The sequence below is a fragment of the Arthrobacter sp. PAMC 25486 genome (assembly GCF_000785535.1).
In the GTDB taxonomy this organism is placed as follows: domain Bacteria; phylum Actinomycetota; class Actinomycetes; order Actinomycetales; family Micrococcaceae; genus Specibacter.
The window spans coordinates 4,264,523-4,281,030 of sequence record NZ_CP007595.1 but is presented as its reverse complement, the minus strand read 5'-3'; the positions used below and the strand labels follow the sequence as shown (position 1 = coordinate 4,281,030).

Here is a 16,508-nt window from a genome sequence, read left to right as displayed (position 1 = left end):
ACCGGCCGCGGCGCCTTTTGCGTGGACTAAGATGGTGAGCCACGGCACAAGCCGACAATGCCTTCCACCCACACAGTCCTGGAGAGTTCATGTCCCCGACGCATCCCCTCCTGGCCGGGTTCCCCGCCCTGCGGCCACTGGTGCGCGAATCCTGGCAGCGCTCCCTGCAGGCACTGGCCACGCCGGACGGACTGGCCACCGCGGAGCGACTGGCTCCGCCGGTGGTGTGGGAGAGCCGGGAGCTTGCAGAATTCCGCCGCGACCATCCGCTGGCCGCGATCATGCCCGTCATCACCAAACTTCTAGTGGAGCCCAGCCACGACACCGGACTGCTCGTTGCCGTGGGCGATGAACACGGGAGGCTGCTGTGGGTTGAGGGCGATTCCGCCGCCCGGCGCAATGGGGAACAAATCAACTTTGCCACAGGGGCCGACTGGTCGGAGACCGTTGTCGGAACCAGCGCCCCGGGCACCGCACTGGTCCTGGGCAAGAGCGTGCAAATCATGGGCGAGGAACACTTCAACCCGGCCGTCCATTCATGGAGTTGCACCGCGGTGCCGCTGCATGACCCCGACTCCGGCTCCATCCTGGGCATTGTGGACATCACGGGCGGCCCCGAAGCCGTGGGCGCCAACACGCTCTCCTTGGTGCAGGCGTCGGTGGCCGCGGCCGAGGCCCAGCTGCGCATCCAGCGCCTGGAACTCCGGGCGGAGGAGAGCCGCCGGCGCACCTCGCACTCCGCCCGCACCGCTGCACCGAACAAGCCGCTGTACCGGGACAGCCTGCAGATTCTGGGCCGGGACCAGGGGCTGCTGCACGTGGCCGGCGAAGCCGTGACACTGAGCGAACGGCACACCGAAATAATGGCCATGCTCGCCTTGCACCCCGACGGCCTCACCGCCGAGGAGCTGACGGACAAGGTTTACCCCGAGGGCACGTCGCTGACCAGCATCAGGGCGGAGATGGTGCGCCTGCGCAAGCTTTTGCAAGCCGCCGCACCCACGCTCCTGCCGGAGTCGAGGCCCTACCGGCTCCCTCGTGCCCTGGTGGTTGACGCCGAGCAGGTCCGGAACTATTTGGACCGCGGCGCCCACCGGCTGGCCCTGAACATTTACCGCGGCGAGGTCATGCCCCGCTCGCTCGCCTCCGCCATCGTAACCATCCGCAACCGTGTGGCCATTCAGCTGCGCGAGGCCATCCTCAACGACGCCAGCCCGGACGTGCTACTTGCCTACCTACGGCTTCCCGAGGCCGCGGACGACGTCGAAGCCTGGCGCACGGCCCTGCACCTCCTGCCGCCGCGCTCACCCAGGCGATCCGCAGTCGTGGCCCATGTGGAGGCGCTGGAAAGCTGATCCGGGGCATTCACCCCGGCGAGATCAGGATTTCTCGTCCCTGAAGCCGCGTTGGCCGGCAGCGCGTTCCTCGGCTGCCCGGCTCCGCGCCCTCAACTCACGGACGCGGCGCACTTGGCGGACACGGACCACAATGAGCACGATCACGATTGCCAGCGGAACCAGGAGGAGCCATAAGAAGTACATGCCCCTAGTCTATGGGCGCGTGCTTCACGTGGCGGATTCGCGCACAGCCGTCCCCGGTCGCGTCGGACCCGGGCACAGCTGCCTCAGGTCCCGTCGGCGCGGCGCTGCGGGTGCTCGTGTGTGCCAGCTGCGGTTTCATGCGTGGCATTGCCTGCGTCCTTGACCTTCAAGAGTTCGACAAGACCGCGGGCCATCCGCGCCGCAGCCTCACTGCCTTCCGCTTCGGGTGAGCCAGGCACCGGGGCGGCATCCGGCATAGGGCCCGGGAATGTCGCGCCCCGGCCTGGGAGTGCAGCCGATTTCCCAGAGGTCGATTGAAAGGTGGTGGCATGGCCGTACAACTGCGCGGTGCGTGCGGCCTGCCGCGCCCGCCCCCGTTTCGCCATTATGAGGGCCACCAAGGCAACCGCGAGCAGCAAAACAGCAACGTCAATGAGTACATCCATGTGGAAAGCCTAACGGACGTGCCGCCGCCCCCACAGTGTGATCCGGCTCATGCAACGTGGTTGCAACGTTGTTCCCCGTACGCTTCTGGGCAAGGACGCTGATGTCCCCCACTGCGAAGGAGTTTGAACAATGGCTGTTTATGCACAACCCGGCACCGAGGGCTCCAAGGTCACCTTCAAGGACCGCTATGAGAACTGGATCGGCGGGGAATGGGTGGCCCCCGTCAAGGGCGAATACTTTGAGAACATCACGCCCGTCACCGGCAAGGTTTTCTGCGAGGTTGCCCGCGGTACGGCCGAAGACATTGAGCTCGCCCTGGATGCAGCGCACAAGGTGGCACCAAGCTGGGGACAAACTTCCGCCACCGAACGCGCAGCCATCCTGAACAAGGTCGCCGACAGGATCGACGAGAACGTGGAACTGCTCGCCGTCGCAGAGACCTGGGACAACGGCAAGGCCGTCCGCGAAACCCTCAACGCCGACATTCCGCTCGCCGCAGACCACTTCCGCTACTTCGCCTCCGTGGTCCGCGCCCAGGAGGGCAGCCTGACCCAGATCGACGAGAACACCACCGCCTACCACTATCACGAGCCGCTCGGCGTGGTCGGACAGATCATCCCCTGGAACTTCCCCATCCTGATGGCCGTGTGGAAGCTGGCGCCGGCACTCGCTGCGGGAAACGCCGTCGTACTTAAACCAGCCGAACAGACGCCGGCCTCCATCCTGGTCCTCATGGAACTCCTCGCGGACATCCTGCCGGCCGGGGTCATCAACGTGGTGAACGGCTTCGGCGTCGAGGCCGGCAAGCCGCTCGCCTCCTCCAAGCGGATCCGCAAGATCGCGTTCACCGGCGAGACCACCACGGGCCGTTTGATCAGCCAGTACGCGTCCCAGAACCTTATCCCGGTCACGCTGGAGCTCGGCGGCAAGAGCCCCAACATCTTCTTCGACGACGTCATGGACAAGAACGACTCCTTCTACGACAAGGCGCTCGAGGGCTTCACGCTCTACGCCTTCAACCAGGGCGAGGTCTGCACCTGCCCGTCGCGTGCGCTCGTCCAGGAATCGATGTACGAAAAGTTCATGGCCGACGCCGTCGCCCGCACCGAGGCGATCATCCAGGGCAACCCGCTCGACACCGACACCCAGATCGGCGCCCAAGCCTCCAACGACCAGATGGAGAAAATCCTGTCCTACATGGACATCGGCAAGCAGGAAGGCGCCACGCTGCTCACGGGCGGCGAGCGCAACATCCTCCCCGGGGATCTGGCCGGCGGTTACTACGTCAAGCCCACCATCTTCGAGGGCACCAATGACATGCGCATCTTCCAGGAGGAGATCTTCGGCCCCGTCCTCGCGGTGACGAAGTTTGACGACTACGCTGACGCGCTCCACATCGCCAACGACACCCTTTACGGCCTCGGCGCAGGCGTCTGGTCCCGCAACGGCAACGTCGCCTACCGGGCGGGCCGCGAGATCCAGGCCGGCCGCGTCTGGGTCAACAACTACCACGCCTACCCCGCGGGAGCGGCGTTCGGCGGCTACAAGTCCTCGGGCATCGGCCGTGAGAACCACGCCATGATGCTGGACCACTACCAGCAAACCAAGAACCTGCTGGTCAGCTACAGCGAAGACAAGCTCGGCTTCTTCTAATCCCCACGCCCTCCCAAATAAAGCCGCTGGCGCGGATTCATTTGGGGCCCTCGGGCGAGTGGGTCCAAGTTCGACGCCGGGCACTCACCTTGGGTGCCCGGCGCACCATACACAGTCAATCCGTTCAAAGGAGATCTTCATGTCAACGATGCAAGCAGCAGTAGTAAAGGAATTCGGCACCGCCCTCACTGTCGAGGAATACCCCCTCCCCACCCCCGGACCGGGCCAGGCCCTGGTCAAGCTGATCTCCAGCGGCGTCTGCCACACCGACCTCCACGCAGCCGAGGGTGACTGGCCCGTCCAGCCTTCCCCGCCGTTCGTGCCAGGCCACGAGGGCGTCGGCGACGTTGTTGCCCTCGGCGAAGGCGTCACCTCCCTCGCCGTGGGCGACCGGGTGGGCAACGCCTGGCTGTGGACGGCATGCGGAGATTGCGAATATTGCCGCACGGGCTGGGAGACGTTGTGCGAGTCCCAGGAAAACGGCGGCTACAGTGTGGACGGCTCCTTTGGCGAGTACATGCTCGTGGATGCCGAGTTTGCACCACGCATCCCCGACGGCCTGGATCCGGTGGAGATCGCACCCGTCCTTTGCGCCGGCGTCACCGTCTACAAGGGCTTGAAGATGACCGAGGCGCGCCCCGGCCAGTGGGTCGTCATTTCCGGCATCGGCGGGCTGGGCCACATCGCGGTCCAGTACGCCGTGGCCATGGGACTGCGCGTGGCCGCCGTCGACATCGCGGACGACAAGCTGGCCTTGGCCCGCAAGCATGGCGCGGAAATCACCGTCAACGCCATGAACGAGGATCCAGTGGAGGCCATTCAGCGCGAAACCGGCGGCGTTCACGGCGTACTCGTCACCGCCGTGCACCCGACAGCATTCGGCCAGGCCATCGGCATGACCCGCCGCGGCGGCACCATCGTGTTCAACGGCCTGCCCCCGGGCGACTTCCCGGCCCCGATCTTCGAGGTGGTACTCAAGGGCCTGACCATCCGCGGATCCATTGTGGGCACCCGCCAGGACATGGAGGAGGCAATCGACTTTTATGCCCGTGGCCTGATCCACCCCACGGTCGCCACCCGCGGCCTGGGCGAAATCAACGAAGTGCTCGACGAGATGCGCGCAGGCAAGATCGACGGCCGCGTCGTCATCAAGTACTAAACACTCCCCGGATCCGGGCCGTCCTCCCTTTCGGCCCGGATCCGGGATCCACCCCTATATAAGGAGCAGTTCCATGGACGCCATTGCCGAAACCCTGGATGCCGCCATCACCATTCCGGGCGAGACCGCGTCACGCGTGGCGCTATCCGGCACGGCCGTGGAACTGCTGCAGAAATTGTGGAAAGTGCACGGGGCGTTGATGTTCCACCAGTCAGGCGGCTGCTGCGACGGCTCCTCGCCCATGTGTTACCCGGCCGGCGAGTTCATTACGGCGGAGGCCGACATCTTGTTGGGGCTCTTTGAATTACCCGGCTGCGGCCCACTGGAGTTTTGGATGTCCAGGGAACAGTTCAACTATTGGTCGCACACCCACCTCACAGTCGACGTGGTGGAGGGGCGGGGCAGTGGATTTTCGGTCGAGGCGCCCGAGGGCAAACGCTTCCTGATCCGCTCCCGGCTGGTCGAAGGCTTTGCCCGCGGCTCTGCGTGAGGTTGGGTACAGCCAGCATCGAAAAAGTGTATGGCCGTGAGCCGGACTATTTATGGACGTCCCGTCGTTGCCCGATCTTGATGACGAGCATCAGGAGTCTGCCGTCATCAACAGAATAAATGATATGAAAGTCCCTGACCCGGATCCTGAACTGTCCCGGTCTGCCTGAGAGGTTGCTTGCTGCCGGAGGTCGTGGCATTTCCGCCAGCATTCCAAGGGAACCGAGAATGAGCTCCCGTGTTCGCCCGTCCAACTTCTGCAGTTGCTTTCGCGCAGCAGACGTCAACTCGACCTCATACTTCTCAGACATGTAGTGCAATGCCGAGCTCTGCAGCGACTTCAGCCAGCGTATATGTTGGGCCGCCATTGGCCACATCTGCCAGGGCTGCAGCTGCGTCGGCCAGGTCCTCCAGCTCCTCGAGGGCATCGAGGGCACGTTGGGCAAGGTCCGGATCCATAACCACCGCGATAGTGCGACCATGGCTCGTAATGCTCACCGGCTCGCGGCGTGCGGCGTCGAGCGTTTCGGCCCAGCGCTGACGGGCAATGGTTGCAGAGACCTTGTTCACAAATTCGTCGCACCGCTAAAACGTACATTTTAGCGGTTTACAGGATTTGGCCCGTCATCAACGCAGCCCCGACTCTACTTTCGTCGGTTCCGCGCCTGCTGCCGCTTCTGCACAATGACCGCAACTACTGCGACAACGATCGCTCCTGCCATGGCAATCTCCATGTCTCCCACTTTCTTTGAATCCAACTTTGGGCCAGCCCCCAGCATAGGCGAGACGGTCCGGCGTCGCGCTTGGCGCCAGGGCGTCTAGGCTTGATTCATGACCCAGCACCTCATCCTCGCCTCCGCCTCCCCCTCCCGCGCCAAGCTGCTCACGGACGCCGGCATCACCCATACCGTCAAGGTGTCTGACGCCGACGAGGACGCGCTCACCGCCGCCGCCGGCCCCATCTCCCCCGCCGAGACGGCCCTGCTGCTGGCCCGCGCCAAGGCCGAATCCGTCGCCGCCGGTGAATCCGGCACCCTGGTAATCGGCTGTGATTCGGTCTTCGAGCTCGACGGCGTCCCCTACGGCAAACCCTGGGAACCTGCGGTTGCGCGGGAGCGCTGGCAGCTGATGCGCGGCCGATCCGGTGTGCTGCATACCGGCCATTGGCTCATTTCCACAGCCATTTCCACGCTCGACGGCGGATCCCCCCTTGGGCACGGAGAGGTCACCAGTGCGCGGGTCACCTTTGAGGACGTCTCGGATGCGGAAATTGACGCCTACGTTGCCACGGGCGAGCCCCTGCAGGTGGCCGGAGCGTTCACGATCGACGGGCTCGCAGGAGCCTTCATCACCGGCGTCGAGGGCGACCCGCACACGGTGGTGGGACTGTCCATCTCCACACTGCGCCGGCTCTTGGCCGAGCATGGGGTCGCAATCACCGACTTGTGGGCCTGACGCCCGGCCCATGCTCCCGCACCTCCACCTGCAGCTGCACACGGTTCCGCCCAAATGCTGGGCAACTCCAACAGTTGCGCACCGCCTGACGTGAACCACGCGCAGGAGCAGTGCCGGCGTGAGACTGAGAATAAATGAAAGTACTTGACGGAACGGAAAGTACTTTCGTATAGTTGAGTCATTAGGAAGCATGACACAACCGAAAGGCCCTCCATGAGCCAGCACAACAGCTCCCCATCTGCAGAAGAAGCCCGCGAGCTCCTCGCCCGGGCCGAAGGCATCGGCACCTCAGCCACCAGCGCCGCCGGATGGCCAACCGCCATGGTGTTCAACTCGCTGGCCATCATCGGCTCGATGATGATGATCGGCTTCCACATTGTGGCGCACACTGGTTACGGTGCACCGCTGATGGCCATGTCGATTGGTGCCTGGGCCATGATCACGGCCTTTACCTGGACGTTCATGCACCACACCACCAAGGCCGGCTTCTCCAAGAGATTCACCACGTCCCTCATCGCCTACTTCGTGCTTTACGGTGCGGCCATCGCCACGGGAGTACTGGGGTTCCCCAACGGAAGCCTCCCCTACTACATCAGTGCCGCAGTCGTCATCGCCGCAGCCGGCCTCATCGCCGCATTCAGGGAGCTGCGCGCATGAGCAAGCAGCCAGCCCAAGAAGAGCACCCAGCCCCGAAGCACCAAGCAGACAGTGAAATCCAGCAGGAACCAGAAGCAAAAGTGCACCAGCACCCGCGCCACGAACTCAGCGAGGTGCTGCACCAGCCCGTCAGGTTCTCCATTGCCGCAGCCCTGGCCAAGACCGAGACCATGGACTTCAAGGACCTGCGCAACACCATCCAGGTCAGCGACTCGGTACTCAGCAAGCAGCTCTCAACGCTCGAAAAGGCCGGATTCATAGAGGTGAAAAAGGCCTTCGTGGGCAAGTTTCCGCGCACCTCGGTGAGGTTGACCGCCGTCGGACATCAGGCCTGGGAACACCACATGGCAACCTTGCGCCTCATCGCTGGACAGTAGCGGGCCAGTAAGACACGGGAATGTTGTAGGAACCCCACAAAAGAATCGTCGCGTACACGCATAAACAGCATCATGTGTGAGGAAAATCCACATATTCACGCTAGGCTCTCTTGAGAATAGAAGGAGTCCGTCAGTGAGCATTTCACCATCTGCCCCGGCACAAAAGCTGAGCAAAGTACTGATCGCCAACCGCGGCGAAATTGCCGTCCGCATCATCCGGGCCGCACGCGACGAAGGCATCCGATCTGTCGCCGTCTACGCCGAGCCGGACCGCGAGGCCCTCCATGTGCGCATGGCCGACGAGGCCTTTGCCCTGGGCGGCACCACGGCAGCGGACTCCTACCTGGTCATGGAGAAAATCATCGACGCCGCCCGCCAGTCGGGCGCCGACGCCGTGCACCCCGGCTACGGCTTCCTGGCCGAAAACGCGGAGTTTGCCCAGCAGGTCATCGACGCCGGCCTGATCTGGATCGGCCCCTCCCCCGCAGCCATCGCCGCATTGGGCGACAAGGTCCAGGCCCGCCACATCGCCGAAAAGGTGGGCGCACCCCTGGTCCCCGGCACCAAGAACCCGGTGGAATCCACCCAGGAGGTCATCGACTTCGCCGACGAGTTCGGCCTGCCCCTGGCCATCAAGGCAGCTTACGGCGGCGGCGGCCGCGGCATCAAGGTGGTCCGCACCCGCGAGGAAATCCCCGAACTGTACGAGTCCGCAGTGCGCGAAGCCGTCGCAGCCTTCGGCCGCGGCGAATGCTTCGTGGAACGCTTCCTCGACGCACCCCGCCACGTGGAAACCCAATGCCTGGCAGATGCGGCGGGCAACGTCGTCGTCGTCTCCACGCGCGACTGCTCCCTCCAACGCCGCAACCAAAAGCTGGTCGAGGAAGCCCCCGCCCCGTTCCTGACCGATGACCAGAACAAGCGCCTTTACGAGGCCTCCAAGGCCATCATGAAGGAAGCCAACTACGTCGGCGCCGGCACCTGCGAATTCCTCGTGGGCACCGACGGCACCATCTCCTTCCTCGAGGTCAACACCCGCCTGCAGGTGGAGCACACCATCTCCGAAGAAGTCACCGGGATCGACCTGGTCCGCGAGCAGTTCCGCATCGCCCGCGGCGAGGAACTCGGCTACGGCGACCCCGAGGTCCGCGGCCACTCCTTCGAATTCCGCATCAACGGCGAGGACCCGGGCCGCGGCTTCATGCCCGCCCCGGGCACCGTCACCACCATGACCCTGCCCTCCGGCCCCGGCGTCCGCGTCGATTCCGGCATCACCGCGGGCGAGGTCATCGGCGGCAACTTCGACTCCATGCTGGCCAAGCTCATCGTCACCGGCGCCACCCGCGAGCAGGCGCTCCAGCGCTCCAGCCGTGCACTGGAGGAAATGCAGATCGACGGTCTACCCACCGTGCTGCCGTTCCACCGCGCAGTGGTCGTGGATCCCGCCTTCGCACCGGCCAACGGTGCCGCGTTCACCACGCACACCCGCTGGATCGAAACCGAGTTCAACAACACCATCCCCGCCTTCGACCTCGCCTCCGCAGGGAGCGCCGCGGACGACGCCGGATCCCGCCAAAGCGTCACCGTCGAGGTGGGCGGCAAACGGCTTGAGGTGACGCTGCCGTCGTCGTTCTCGGTTGGCAACGGCGCCGGCAACGGCACGGCGAAGAAGGCCAAGAAGGCCGGCCGCAACCGCAATGCAGGCCCCGCCGCCGCCAACGGCAACGCACTGACCTCCCCCATGCAGGGCACCATCGTGAAGGTTGCCGTGGCCGACGGCGATGTCGTGGCCGAGGGCGACCTCATCGTGGTCCTGGAGGCCATGAAGATGGAACAGCCGCTGACCGCGCACCGGGCAGGAACCGTCACGGGCCTGAGCGCCGCAGCCGGCGACACCGTCTCCGCAGGCGCAGTGCTGGCCACGATCGAGGACTAACCCACCCCGAACGCTGAGCCGCGGTCGTTGACTAAACGCTCGCTCACATACGGGGCATTTTTCCCCAACGCTCGCTCACATACGGGGCACAAACGCCAAACGCTCGCTCACCAACATCCGTTGGTGAGCGAGCGTTTGGCGTTAACCCCCGAAAGGAGCGTTGGCAGGGCTGGAACTAGCTGACGTTGGAGGTGTACTCCAGGTCGCGGGTTTCCTTCATGATGACCAGGGCGATCAGCGTCAGGACCGCCATGGCGGAAAGATACACACCGACCAGCACAGGGCTGCCGTCGGCCGTCTGCCACAGTGCAACGGCGATGAACGGGGCAACGGCTGCGCCAAGGATGCTGGACATGTTGTAACTGATGGCCGAGCCCGTGTAACGCACGTTGGTGGGGAACAGCTCCGGCAGTAGCGCGCCCATGGGCCCGAACGTCAAGCCCATCAGCGTGAAGCCGAGGATCAGCAGGGTCATGACCCCGGCTAGCCCGGCACCGAATAGCGGCACGAAGGTCAGGCCGAAGACCAGGATTCCGCTGGTGACCCAGAGGAGAGTCTTGCGGCGGCCGAACTTCTCGGCCAGAGGTCCGGAGACAAGTGTGAAGATGCCGAAGAACACCACGCCGATGATGAGCATGATCAGGAATTCGTTGCGCGTGTAGCCCAGGCCGGGGACCCAGGAGGCAATGGCGTCGGCGGTCATCGGCTTGCCGCCGGCTTCCGCCTTGGCCTTGGCTGCCTCGATCGTGGCCGGAGTTGTGCCGTAGGACAGCGTGAACGTCGTCATGAGGTAGAACAGCACGTAGGTGGCGAGCATGACGAAGGTGCCCAGGATCAGCGGGCGCCAGCTCGTCTTGAAGACACGGCCCACAGGCAGCTTGGACACCTCGCCCTGGTCGATGACCTTCTGGAAGGCGGGGGTTTCCACCAGCTTCAGGCGGACGTACAGGCCGACGATGACCATGACGGCGCTGAGCAGGAACGGGATGCGCCAGCCCCAGGCCTGGAACTGCTCGGTGGAGAGCCCAAAGCTGAGCCACAGGAAGATGCCGTTGGCGAGGATAAAGCCAATGGGTGCACCCAACTGCGGGAAGGTTCCCCAGATGGCGCGCTTGCCGGCAGGTGCGTTCTCGGTGGCCAGAAGGGCTGCACCGCTCCACTCCCCGCCCAGGGCCAGGCCCTGCAGGAAGCGCATGACGACCAGGAGGGCCGGGGCCCAGAACACCCAACCGGGCACGAGCGCCGTCGGCAGGCAGCCGATCAGGAACGTGGCAACACCCATGGTGAGCAGCGAGGCCACCAGGGTTCCCTTGCGGCCCACCTTGTCACCGAAGTGGCCGAAGACGATGGATCCGAGCGGGCGGGCCACGAAGGCAACACCGAAGATGGCGAAGGAGCTCAGCAACGCCGTTGCCGCGTCGGCATTCGGGAAGAACAGGGCCGGAAACACCAGCACAGCTGCGGTGGCGTAAACGTAAAAATCATAGAACTCGATGGTGGTGCCAATGAGGCTTGCGACGATGACGCGGCCCCTGCTGTTCACCTGTGGGCTTTCCACCTGGTTCGTTTTTTGAGATGAGCTCATGGTTCGGCTTTCACTTGGAAGCCGCGTCCCCCACACGGCGGAGAACGCGGCGAAATCTGGCAATTCAGTGGTCTTCACGATAACGCCTTGTCCACCTAGTGGACAACCGGAACCGTCATGTGGACATTGAAGTTCGCGAAGCAGCGCCTGGACGGTGCGGACCATCCGACAGGGGCAGTCGTGGCCGGGGCTGCTCAACGGTGGCCAACATTTCCGCCGCAACACGCGCGGGAACCGACTGCGACAGCTGCGCCGAGGAGTTGCAGGAACTGATCGAGGCGCATTTCGCCGTGGCCCCCGGTTAAGAACTGCGTTATGGAGCATGAACTCGCAGTTGATGTCCTCCCAAAGCACTGGGACGACATCAACTGCGAGTTCGTGAAGGCTGCCCGGGGACTACAGCTCGTGCGGCATTTCTTCAGGTGTGGGAAGCTCGTCCTCATCTTCCGGGTGGCGGGCCAGGTTCCACATGGCCAGGCCCAGCCCGCCCCAAATGGTTACCATGGCAATGATCATCATGGTGATGGCTACCGGTGTCATGCCTTCACATCCTCACGGTTGTTGTCTACGTCGCCGTCGAGTTCCTCGGCGGCGTTGTACTCGTCGTATTCGGCGTCCTTGAGCCTGGATTTGTCACTCCAGGGAATCAGGGAGAGCAGCACGGCACCGACAATCAGCGCACCGGCCATCCCCCAGCCAAAGACCCCGTTGAACCAGGCTGGATAGCCCGAATATTGTTCGGTGCTCTTCGTCTGGATTTCGTTGATGAGCATGTAGCCCAAGGCCACCGGCACGATACCGCCGACCAGGATGCGCCAACCTGCACCCATCTTGACCGTGGAGGTCCGGTTCAGGTGCTTCTGCAGGCGCGGCAGGCTGCCGAGCCCGGCCGAGACCACAATGACCGTGACGAGTGCACAGGCCAGGATGCCGAACTGGTTCACGAACGCGTCCGAGGTGTCCAGCAGGTGGATGCCCGTGGTGGTCGGGAACAGGATCAGCGAGATGAGGGCAATCGGGATGGTGACGACCAGGGTGGCGGCCTTGCGGCTCCATCCCAGCTTGTCTTGGAAGGCCGCCACGATGACTTCCAAGATGGAGATCAACGAGGTCAGGCCGGCAAAGACCAGCGAACCAAAGAACAGGACGCCGAGCACCGCACCAAACGGCGCCTCGGAGACGATGGTCGGGAAGGCCACGAAGGCCAGCCCGATCCCGCCGGAGGCGACCTCGTCCACGGCTTGTCCGGACGCCACGGACATGAAGCCGAGGGCTGCGAAGACGCCGATGCCAGCGAGGATTTCGAAGCCTGAGTTGGCGAAGGCGACGACCATGCCGGAACCGGTCAGGTCGGTCTTGCGCTTGAGGTAGGAGGAGTAGGTGACCATGATGCCGAAGGCCACGGAGAGTGAGAAGAAGATGTGGCCGAAGGCTGCGGCCCACACTCCGGGGTTCTGCAGGGAGTCCCAGTTCGGGGTGAAGAAGGCGTTCAGGCCCTCCATGGCACCTTCCAGGAACAGCGACTGCACCACGAGGATCACAAACATGACCACTAGCAGCGGCAGGATCACGGCGTTGGCACGCGAGATGCCCTTGTTCACGCCGGCCACCATGATCACAATGGTAACGATCCACACCGCGAGCATCGGGAAGAAGACACTGGAGACGAAGTCGAACGACAGTCCGGCTTGGTCGGCGCTGTGTAGGTAGTTGTTGAAGAAGAAGCCTTCGGCGTCATCGCCCCAGGCCTTCGTAATCGAGAACCACGCATACATGGCCGCCCAGGCGATGATCGCGGCGTAGTAGACGGCGATGATGAAACAGATCAGCACCTGCCACCAGCCAATCGGCTCGGCCGCGCGGTGCAGGCGGCGGTAGGACAACGGGGCCGAGCCGCGGAAGCGGTGGCCGATCGAGTAGTCAAGGAACAATAACGGGATACCGGCGCACAGCAGTGCCACGAGATATGGAATCAGGAAGGCGCCGCCGCCGTTTTCGTAGGCGACATACGGGAATCGCCAAATATTGCCCAATCCAACGGCGGAACCAATGGCTGAGAGGATGAAGAGTCTTCGCGAGGAGAATGTCTCTCGACGGGCCGGGGCAGCTGTTCCGCCAGGGCCTGCGGGTGATGTGGTCATACAGCCAACGCTAACCTACTTGTGATACGCATCTCTTCATTTGATGTCCAAGTACGACGGCGGGACCCCACCGTGCGCTGAACGGCACCGCTGGTTGATCCTGCCGAGATTTGAGATCACGCCCTGTCCCACCCCACACCGCACCATTCTCCCGCCCCTGCGTCGGACCGTGCCACCGTCGAGAGTTGCGGGGCCAGCGCCGGAGCGTTTCCTTGGCCGTGCAAGGCGTGACCGGCCCCCGACAGCATGGTTCTGATATGCGGCGCACCCCCGGGTGAGTTGTGCACAGGTTGACCAACGCCGGAACGAACAATCTGTGAACCGCACCAAGGATCCTTGATTCCCGGGTTCAGGATCACAAAATCTCGAGCGGCAGTGCCCAGGGGGCATGTTGGTGCGCACGCCCCACCCTGTAGCCTGGCATCCGAAAAGAACTGACGCCGTCAATGTTTGTATCCGCCCACATATGGGCGATCACAAAGATCAGCACTGCAGGAGCGTCGGCAAAAACACCCCCGGAGGTGAGCGAGCGTCGGTGGAAATTGCCCCGGAACTGCAGGAGCGTCTGAGGCAGGAGCGGCTGGGGGTCACATATGGACGTGCAGGCGGCGCGCGGCCTCGGAGATGGAGCCGGAGAGCGAGGGGTACACGGTGAACGTGTTGGCGACGTCGTCCACGTGCAGCTTCTGCGTCACGGCCAGCGCGATCGGGAAGATCAGCTCGCAGGCACCGGCACCCACAACCACTCCGCCAATGACGGTTCCGGAGCCCTTGCGCGCGATGATCTTGATGAAGCCGTCGTTGACGTTTCGCATCTTGGCGCGGGCGTTGGTCTGCAGCGAGAGCTTGATGACGTCGCCCTGGTACTTGCCGGACGCCAGGTCCGCCTCGGAAACGCCCACGGAGGCAATTTCCGGGGAGGTGAAGATGTTGGAAGAGACATGGTTCAGCTTCAGCGGGCGCACGCCGTCGCCGCCCAGGTGAGCCACGGCGATGCGACCCTGCATCGCGGACACCGAGGCCAGGGCAAACACGCCGGTGCAGTCACCCGCGGCGTAAACGTTGGGCGCACTGGTGCGGGAGACGCCGTCGACCTTGATATGGCCACTGGGGGTGACCTCAACGCCGGCCGCTTCCAGACCAATGTCGGTGGTGTTCGGGATGGACCCCACACAGACCAGGCAATGCGTGCCGGTGACCTTGGACCCGTCGCCCAGGGTGACGATGACGCCGTCGGCCGTACGCTCCACGGCCTCGGCGCGCGACTGGGACAGCACGCGCAGGCCGCGGCGGGCGAAGACGTCCTCGAGCACGGCGGCGGCGTCGGAGTCCTCGCCGGGCAGCACCTGGTCGCGGCTGGAAATCAGGGTGACCTTGGAGCCGAGGCCGTTGAAAGCCGAGGCAAATTCTGCACCGGTGACGCCGGAGCCCACCACGATGAGCTCCTCTGGGAGCTCCTCGAGGTCGTAGATCTGGGTCCAATTCAGGATGCGTTCACCATCGGGCTGCGCCGTGGCCAGCTCCCGGGGGTGTGCACCGACGGCGACCAGGATGGCGTCTGCCTTCACGATTTCCTTGGACTCGCCGCGGTCAACTTCGATGGTGCGGTTGTCCAGCAGGCGGCCGGTGCCGATGATGATCTTCACGCCCAAGGCTTCAAGCCCGCGCCGGATGTCGGTGGACTGCTCGCGGGCCAGTCGCAGCACGCGCTCGTTGATGAGCTTCAGGTCGGCCTGCATGACCGTCTTGGGGTTGCCTTCGGCGGCGTTGAAGCTGACGCCCAGCTCAGTGGAGTCGACGCTGCGGTTCATGGCCTCGGCCACAGCAATGAGCGACTTGGAGGGGACCACATCGGTCAGGACGGCGGCACCACCCATGCCGGCCCGTTCCACGATGGTCACCTTGGACCCCATCGACGCTGCCACCATGGCGGCTTCATAACCACCGGGGCCGCCACCGAGGATGGCAAGGCTGGGAAGGGCAAAGGGCTTGAAGACATCCTGATCGCTGCTCACAGTTGTTCATTCTCGCGCATCCATGCCAAGGCACCAACTTTGCCCCGCCAGCGTGGTGCAGGGCACAGTGCCCGGCACCGGGTTCCGGTCCGGCTGGGCTCCGCCGGAACCCGTCCGTCACCACCCGGAACCCGGCAGAACCCGGCCTGCCAAGCTAACACCCGGCGGTTTTGCACGCCGCACACCCCGCCGTGCCGCTATGTTTGATCCATGAACCCATCACAGACGTCCGACGGCGGCACTCCCGCACTCCTGGCTGCCGAGGCGGCCGCACACATCGCCCAGGCGACGGGCGTCCCCCGCCACGACGTAGCCGTGGTCCTCGGCTCCGGCTGGGGCGGCGCGGCAGGCCTCATCGGTGAGGTGACCGCCGTCGTGCCTGCAGCGGAGGTTCCCGGCTTCAGCGCGCCGTCAGTCCCGGGGCATGTGGCGACGCTGAGCTCCATCCGCACCCCCGACGGCAAAAACGTGCTGGTGCTCGGCGCCCGCACACACTTTTATGAGGGCAAGGGTGTGCGAGCAGTGGTCCACGGCATCCGCACGGCCGCAGCCGCCGGCGCCAAGACCGTGGTGCTGACCAACGGCTGCGGGGGCCTCCGGGAAGAGTGGACACCGGGCACGCCTGTGCTCATCAGCGACCACATCAACCTCACGGCCGCCTCCCCGCTGGAGGGCGCCACGTTCGTTGACCTGACGGATCTCTATTCGGGGAGGCTGCGAGCGCTGGCCCGCGAGGTGGACCCGTCCCTGGCGGAGGGCGTGTACGCGCAATTCACCGGCCCCCACTACGAGACGCCGGCCGAGGTGCAGTACGCCAAGCGCATCGGTGCCGACCTGGTGGGCATGTCCACGGCCCTTGAGGCGATCGCGGCAAGGGCCGCCGGCATGGAGGTGTTCGGCATATCGCTGGTGACCAACCTGGCCGCCGGCATCAGCCCCGAACCGCTCTCACACGAGGAAGTCCTCGCCGCAGGGACCGCCGCCGGACCCCGAATTTCGGCGCTGCTGGCAGAGATCATCGCCAAACTCTAGGGCAATCGCGCGGGTACGGTT

General features: G+C 64.5%; 17 protein-coding genes. 9 read left to right on the top strand and 8 right to left on the bottom strand.

The window, feature by feature from the left end:
* Positions 1–89: 89 nt before the first annotated feature.
* Positions 90–1,355, top strand: coding sequence for a GAF domain-containing protein (locus tag art_RS19305; protein WP_052136802.1), 1,266 nt, complete (start codon positions 90–92; stop codon positions 1,353–1,355).
* A 24-nt stretch (positions 1,356–1,379) separates the two neighbouring features.
* Here art_RS19305 and art_RS22445 read toward each other — a convergent pair whose 3' ends face one another.
* Together art_RS22445 and art_RS19300 are read right to left on the bottom strand one after the other, a co-directional pair.
* On the bottom strand, positions 1,380–1,541 hold the full coding sequence (locus art_RS22445) for a hypothetical protein (RefSeq protein ID WP_157875375.1): 162 nt from the start codon (positions 1,539–1,541) through the stop codon (positions 1,380–1,382).
* Between the two features lie 83 nt (positions 1,542–1,624).
* Positions 1,625–1,987, bottom strand: a complete 363-nt coding sequence (locus tag art_RS19300) for a hypothetical protein (RefSeq protein WP_038467498.1) — start codon at positions 1,985–1,987, stop codon at positions 1,625–1,627.
* 130 nt (positions 1,988–2,117) lie between these two features.
* Here art_RS19300 and art_RS19295 point away from each other — a divergent pair, with 130 nt between their 5' ends.
* The 3 genes from art_RS19295 to art_RS19285 all read left to right on the top strand — a co-directional run bounded on the left by art_RS19295 (position 2,118) and on the right by art_RS19285 (position 5,290).
* A complete protein-coding gene (locus art_RS19295) occupies positions 2,118–3,641 on the top strand; it encodes an aldehyde dehydrogenase family protein (RefSeq protein ID WP_038467495.1) in 1,524 nt (507 codons plus the stop codon).
* Between the two features lie 148 nt (positions 3,642–3,789).
* Positions 3,790–4,800 carry an alcohol dehydrogenase AdhP gene (gene adhP, locus art_RS19290; RefSeq protein WP_038471090.1) on the top strand — a complete coding sequence of 337 codons (1,011 nt, stop codon included), beginning with the start codon at positions 3,790–3,792 and terminating at the stop codon, positions 4,798–4,800.
* A gap of 73 nt (positions 4,801–4,873) precedes the next feature.
* Positions 4,874–5,290: a DUF779 domain-containing protein gene (locus art_RS19285; protein WP_038467492.1), complete on the top strand. Its 417-nt coding sequence runs from the start codon at positions 4,874–4,876 to the stop codon at positions 5,288–5,290.
* Between the two features lie 46 nt (positions 5,291–5,336).
* Here the strand turns inward: art_RS19285 and art_RS22440 are convergent, their stop codons facing one another.
* Complete coding sequence (locus art_RS22440) at positions 5,337–5,600, bottom strand: type II toxin-antitoxin system RelE/ParE family toxin (protein WP_038467489.1); 264 nt, start codon at positions 5,598–5,600, stop codon at positions 5,337–5,339.
* Entirely contained in the window at positions 5,593–5,859 is a 267-nt protein-coding gene (locus art_RS19275) for a type II toxin-antitoxin system prevent-host-death family antitoxin (protein ID WP_038467486.1), read from the bottom strand. Before art_RS19275 ends, art_RS22440 begins: the two co-directional genes overlap by 8 nt.
* Positions 5,860–6,120: 261 nt before the next feature.
* Between art_RS19275 and art_RS19270 the strand changes: the two genes are divergently transcribed.
* The 4 genes from art_RS19270 to art_RS19255 all read left to right on the top strand — a co-directional run bounded on the left by art_RS19270 (position 6,121) and on the right by art_RS19255 (position 9,714).
* On the top strand, positions 6,121–6,744 hold the full coding sequence (locus art_RS19270) for a nucleoside triphosphate pyrophosphatase (protein WP_038467483.1): 624 nt from the start codon (positions 6,121–6,123) through the stop codon (positions 6,742–6,744).
* Between the two features lie 213 nt (positions 6,745–6,957).
* A complete protein-coding gene (locus tag art_RS19265) occupies positions 6,958–7,401 on the top strand; it encodes a hypothetical protein (RefSeq protein ID WP_038467480.1) in 444 nt (147 codons plus the stop codon).
* A complete protein-coding gene (locus art_RS19260; protein ID WP_082000451.1) occupies positions 7,398–7,778 on the top strand; it encodes a transcriptional regulator in 381 nt (126 codons plus the stop codon). Before art_RS19265 ends, art_RS19260 begins: the two co-directional genes overlap by 4 nt.
* Positions 7,779–7,911: 133 nt before the next feature.
* Positions 7,912–9,714, top strand: coding sequence for a biotin carboxylase N-terminal domain-containing protein (locus art_RS19255; RefSeq protein ID WP_038467477.1), 1,803 nt, complete (start codon positions 7,912–7,914; stop codon positions 9,712–9,714).
* A gap of 175 nt (positions 9,715–9,889) precedes the next feature.
* On the opposite strand, the gene art_RS19250 is transcribed toward art_RS19255, so the two are convergent.
* From art_RS19250 to art_RS19240, 4 genes are all read right to left on the bottom strand, one after another.
* The gene (locus tag art_RS19250; protein ID WP_038471086.1) at positions 9,890–11,299 is read right to left on the bottom strand and encodes an MFS transporter; all 1,410 of its coding nucleotides are present in this window, start codon (positions 11,297–11,299) and stop codon (positions 9,890–9,892) included.
* 396 nt (positions 11,300–11,695) lie between these two features.
* Positions 11,696–11,839 carry a methionine/alanine import family NSS transporter small subunit gene (locus tag art_RS21915; protein ID WP_082000450.1) on the bottom strand — a complete coding sequence of 48 codons (144 nt, stop codon included), beginning with the start codon at positions 11,837–11,839 and terminating at the stop codon, positions 11,696–11,698.
* A complete protein-coding gene (locus tag art_RS19245; protein ID WP_052136801.1) occupies positions 11,836–13,440 on the bottom strand; it encodes a sodium-dependent transporter in 1,605 nt (534 codons plus the stop codon). Before art_RS19245 ends, art_RS21915 begins: the two co-directional genes overlap by 4 nt.
* A gap of 587 nt (positions 13,441–14,027) precedes the next feature.
* Positions 14,028–15,455 (bottom strand): NAD(P)H-quinone dehydrogenase, encoded by a 1,428-nt coding sequence (locus art_RS19240; RefSeq protein WP_038467474.1) that lies wholly within the window; start codon positions 15,453–15,455, stop codon positions 14,028–14,030.
* A 210-nt stretch (positions 15,456–15,665) separates the two neighbouring features.
* Here art_RS19240 and art_RS19235 point away from each other — a divergent pair, with 210 nt between their 5' ends.
* The gene (locus art_RS19235; RefSeq protein WP_052136800.1) at positions 15,666–16,487 is read left to right on the top strand and encodes a purine-nucleoside phosphorylase; all 822 of its coding nucleotides are present in this window, start codon (positions 15,666–15,668) and stop codon (positions 16,485–16,487) included.
* The last annotated feature ends 21 nt before the right edge of the window (positions 16,488–16,508 follow it).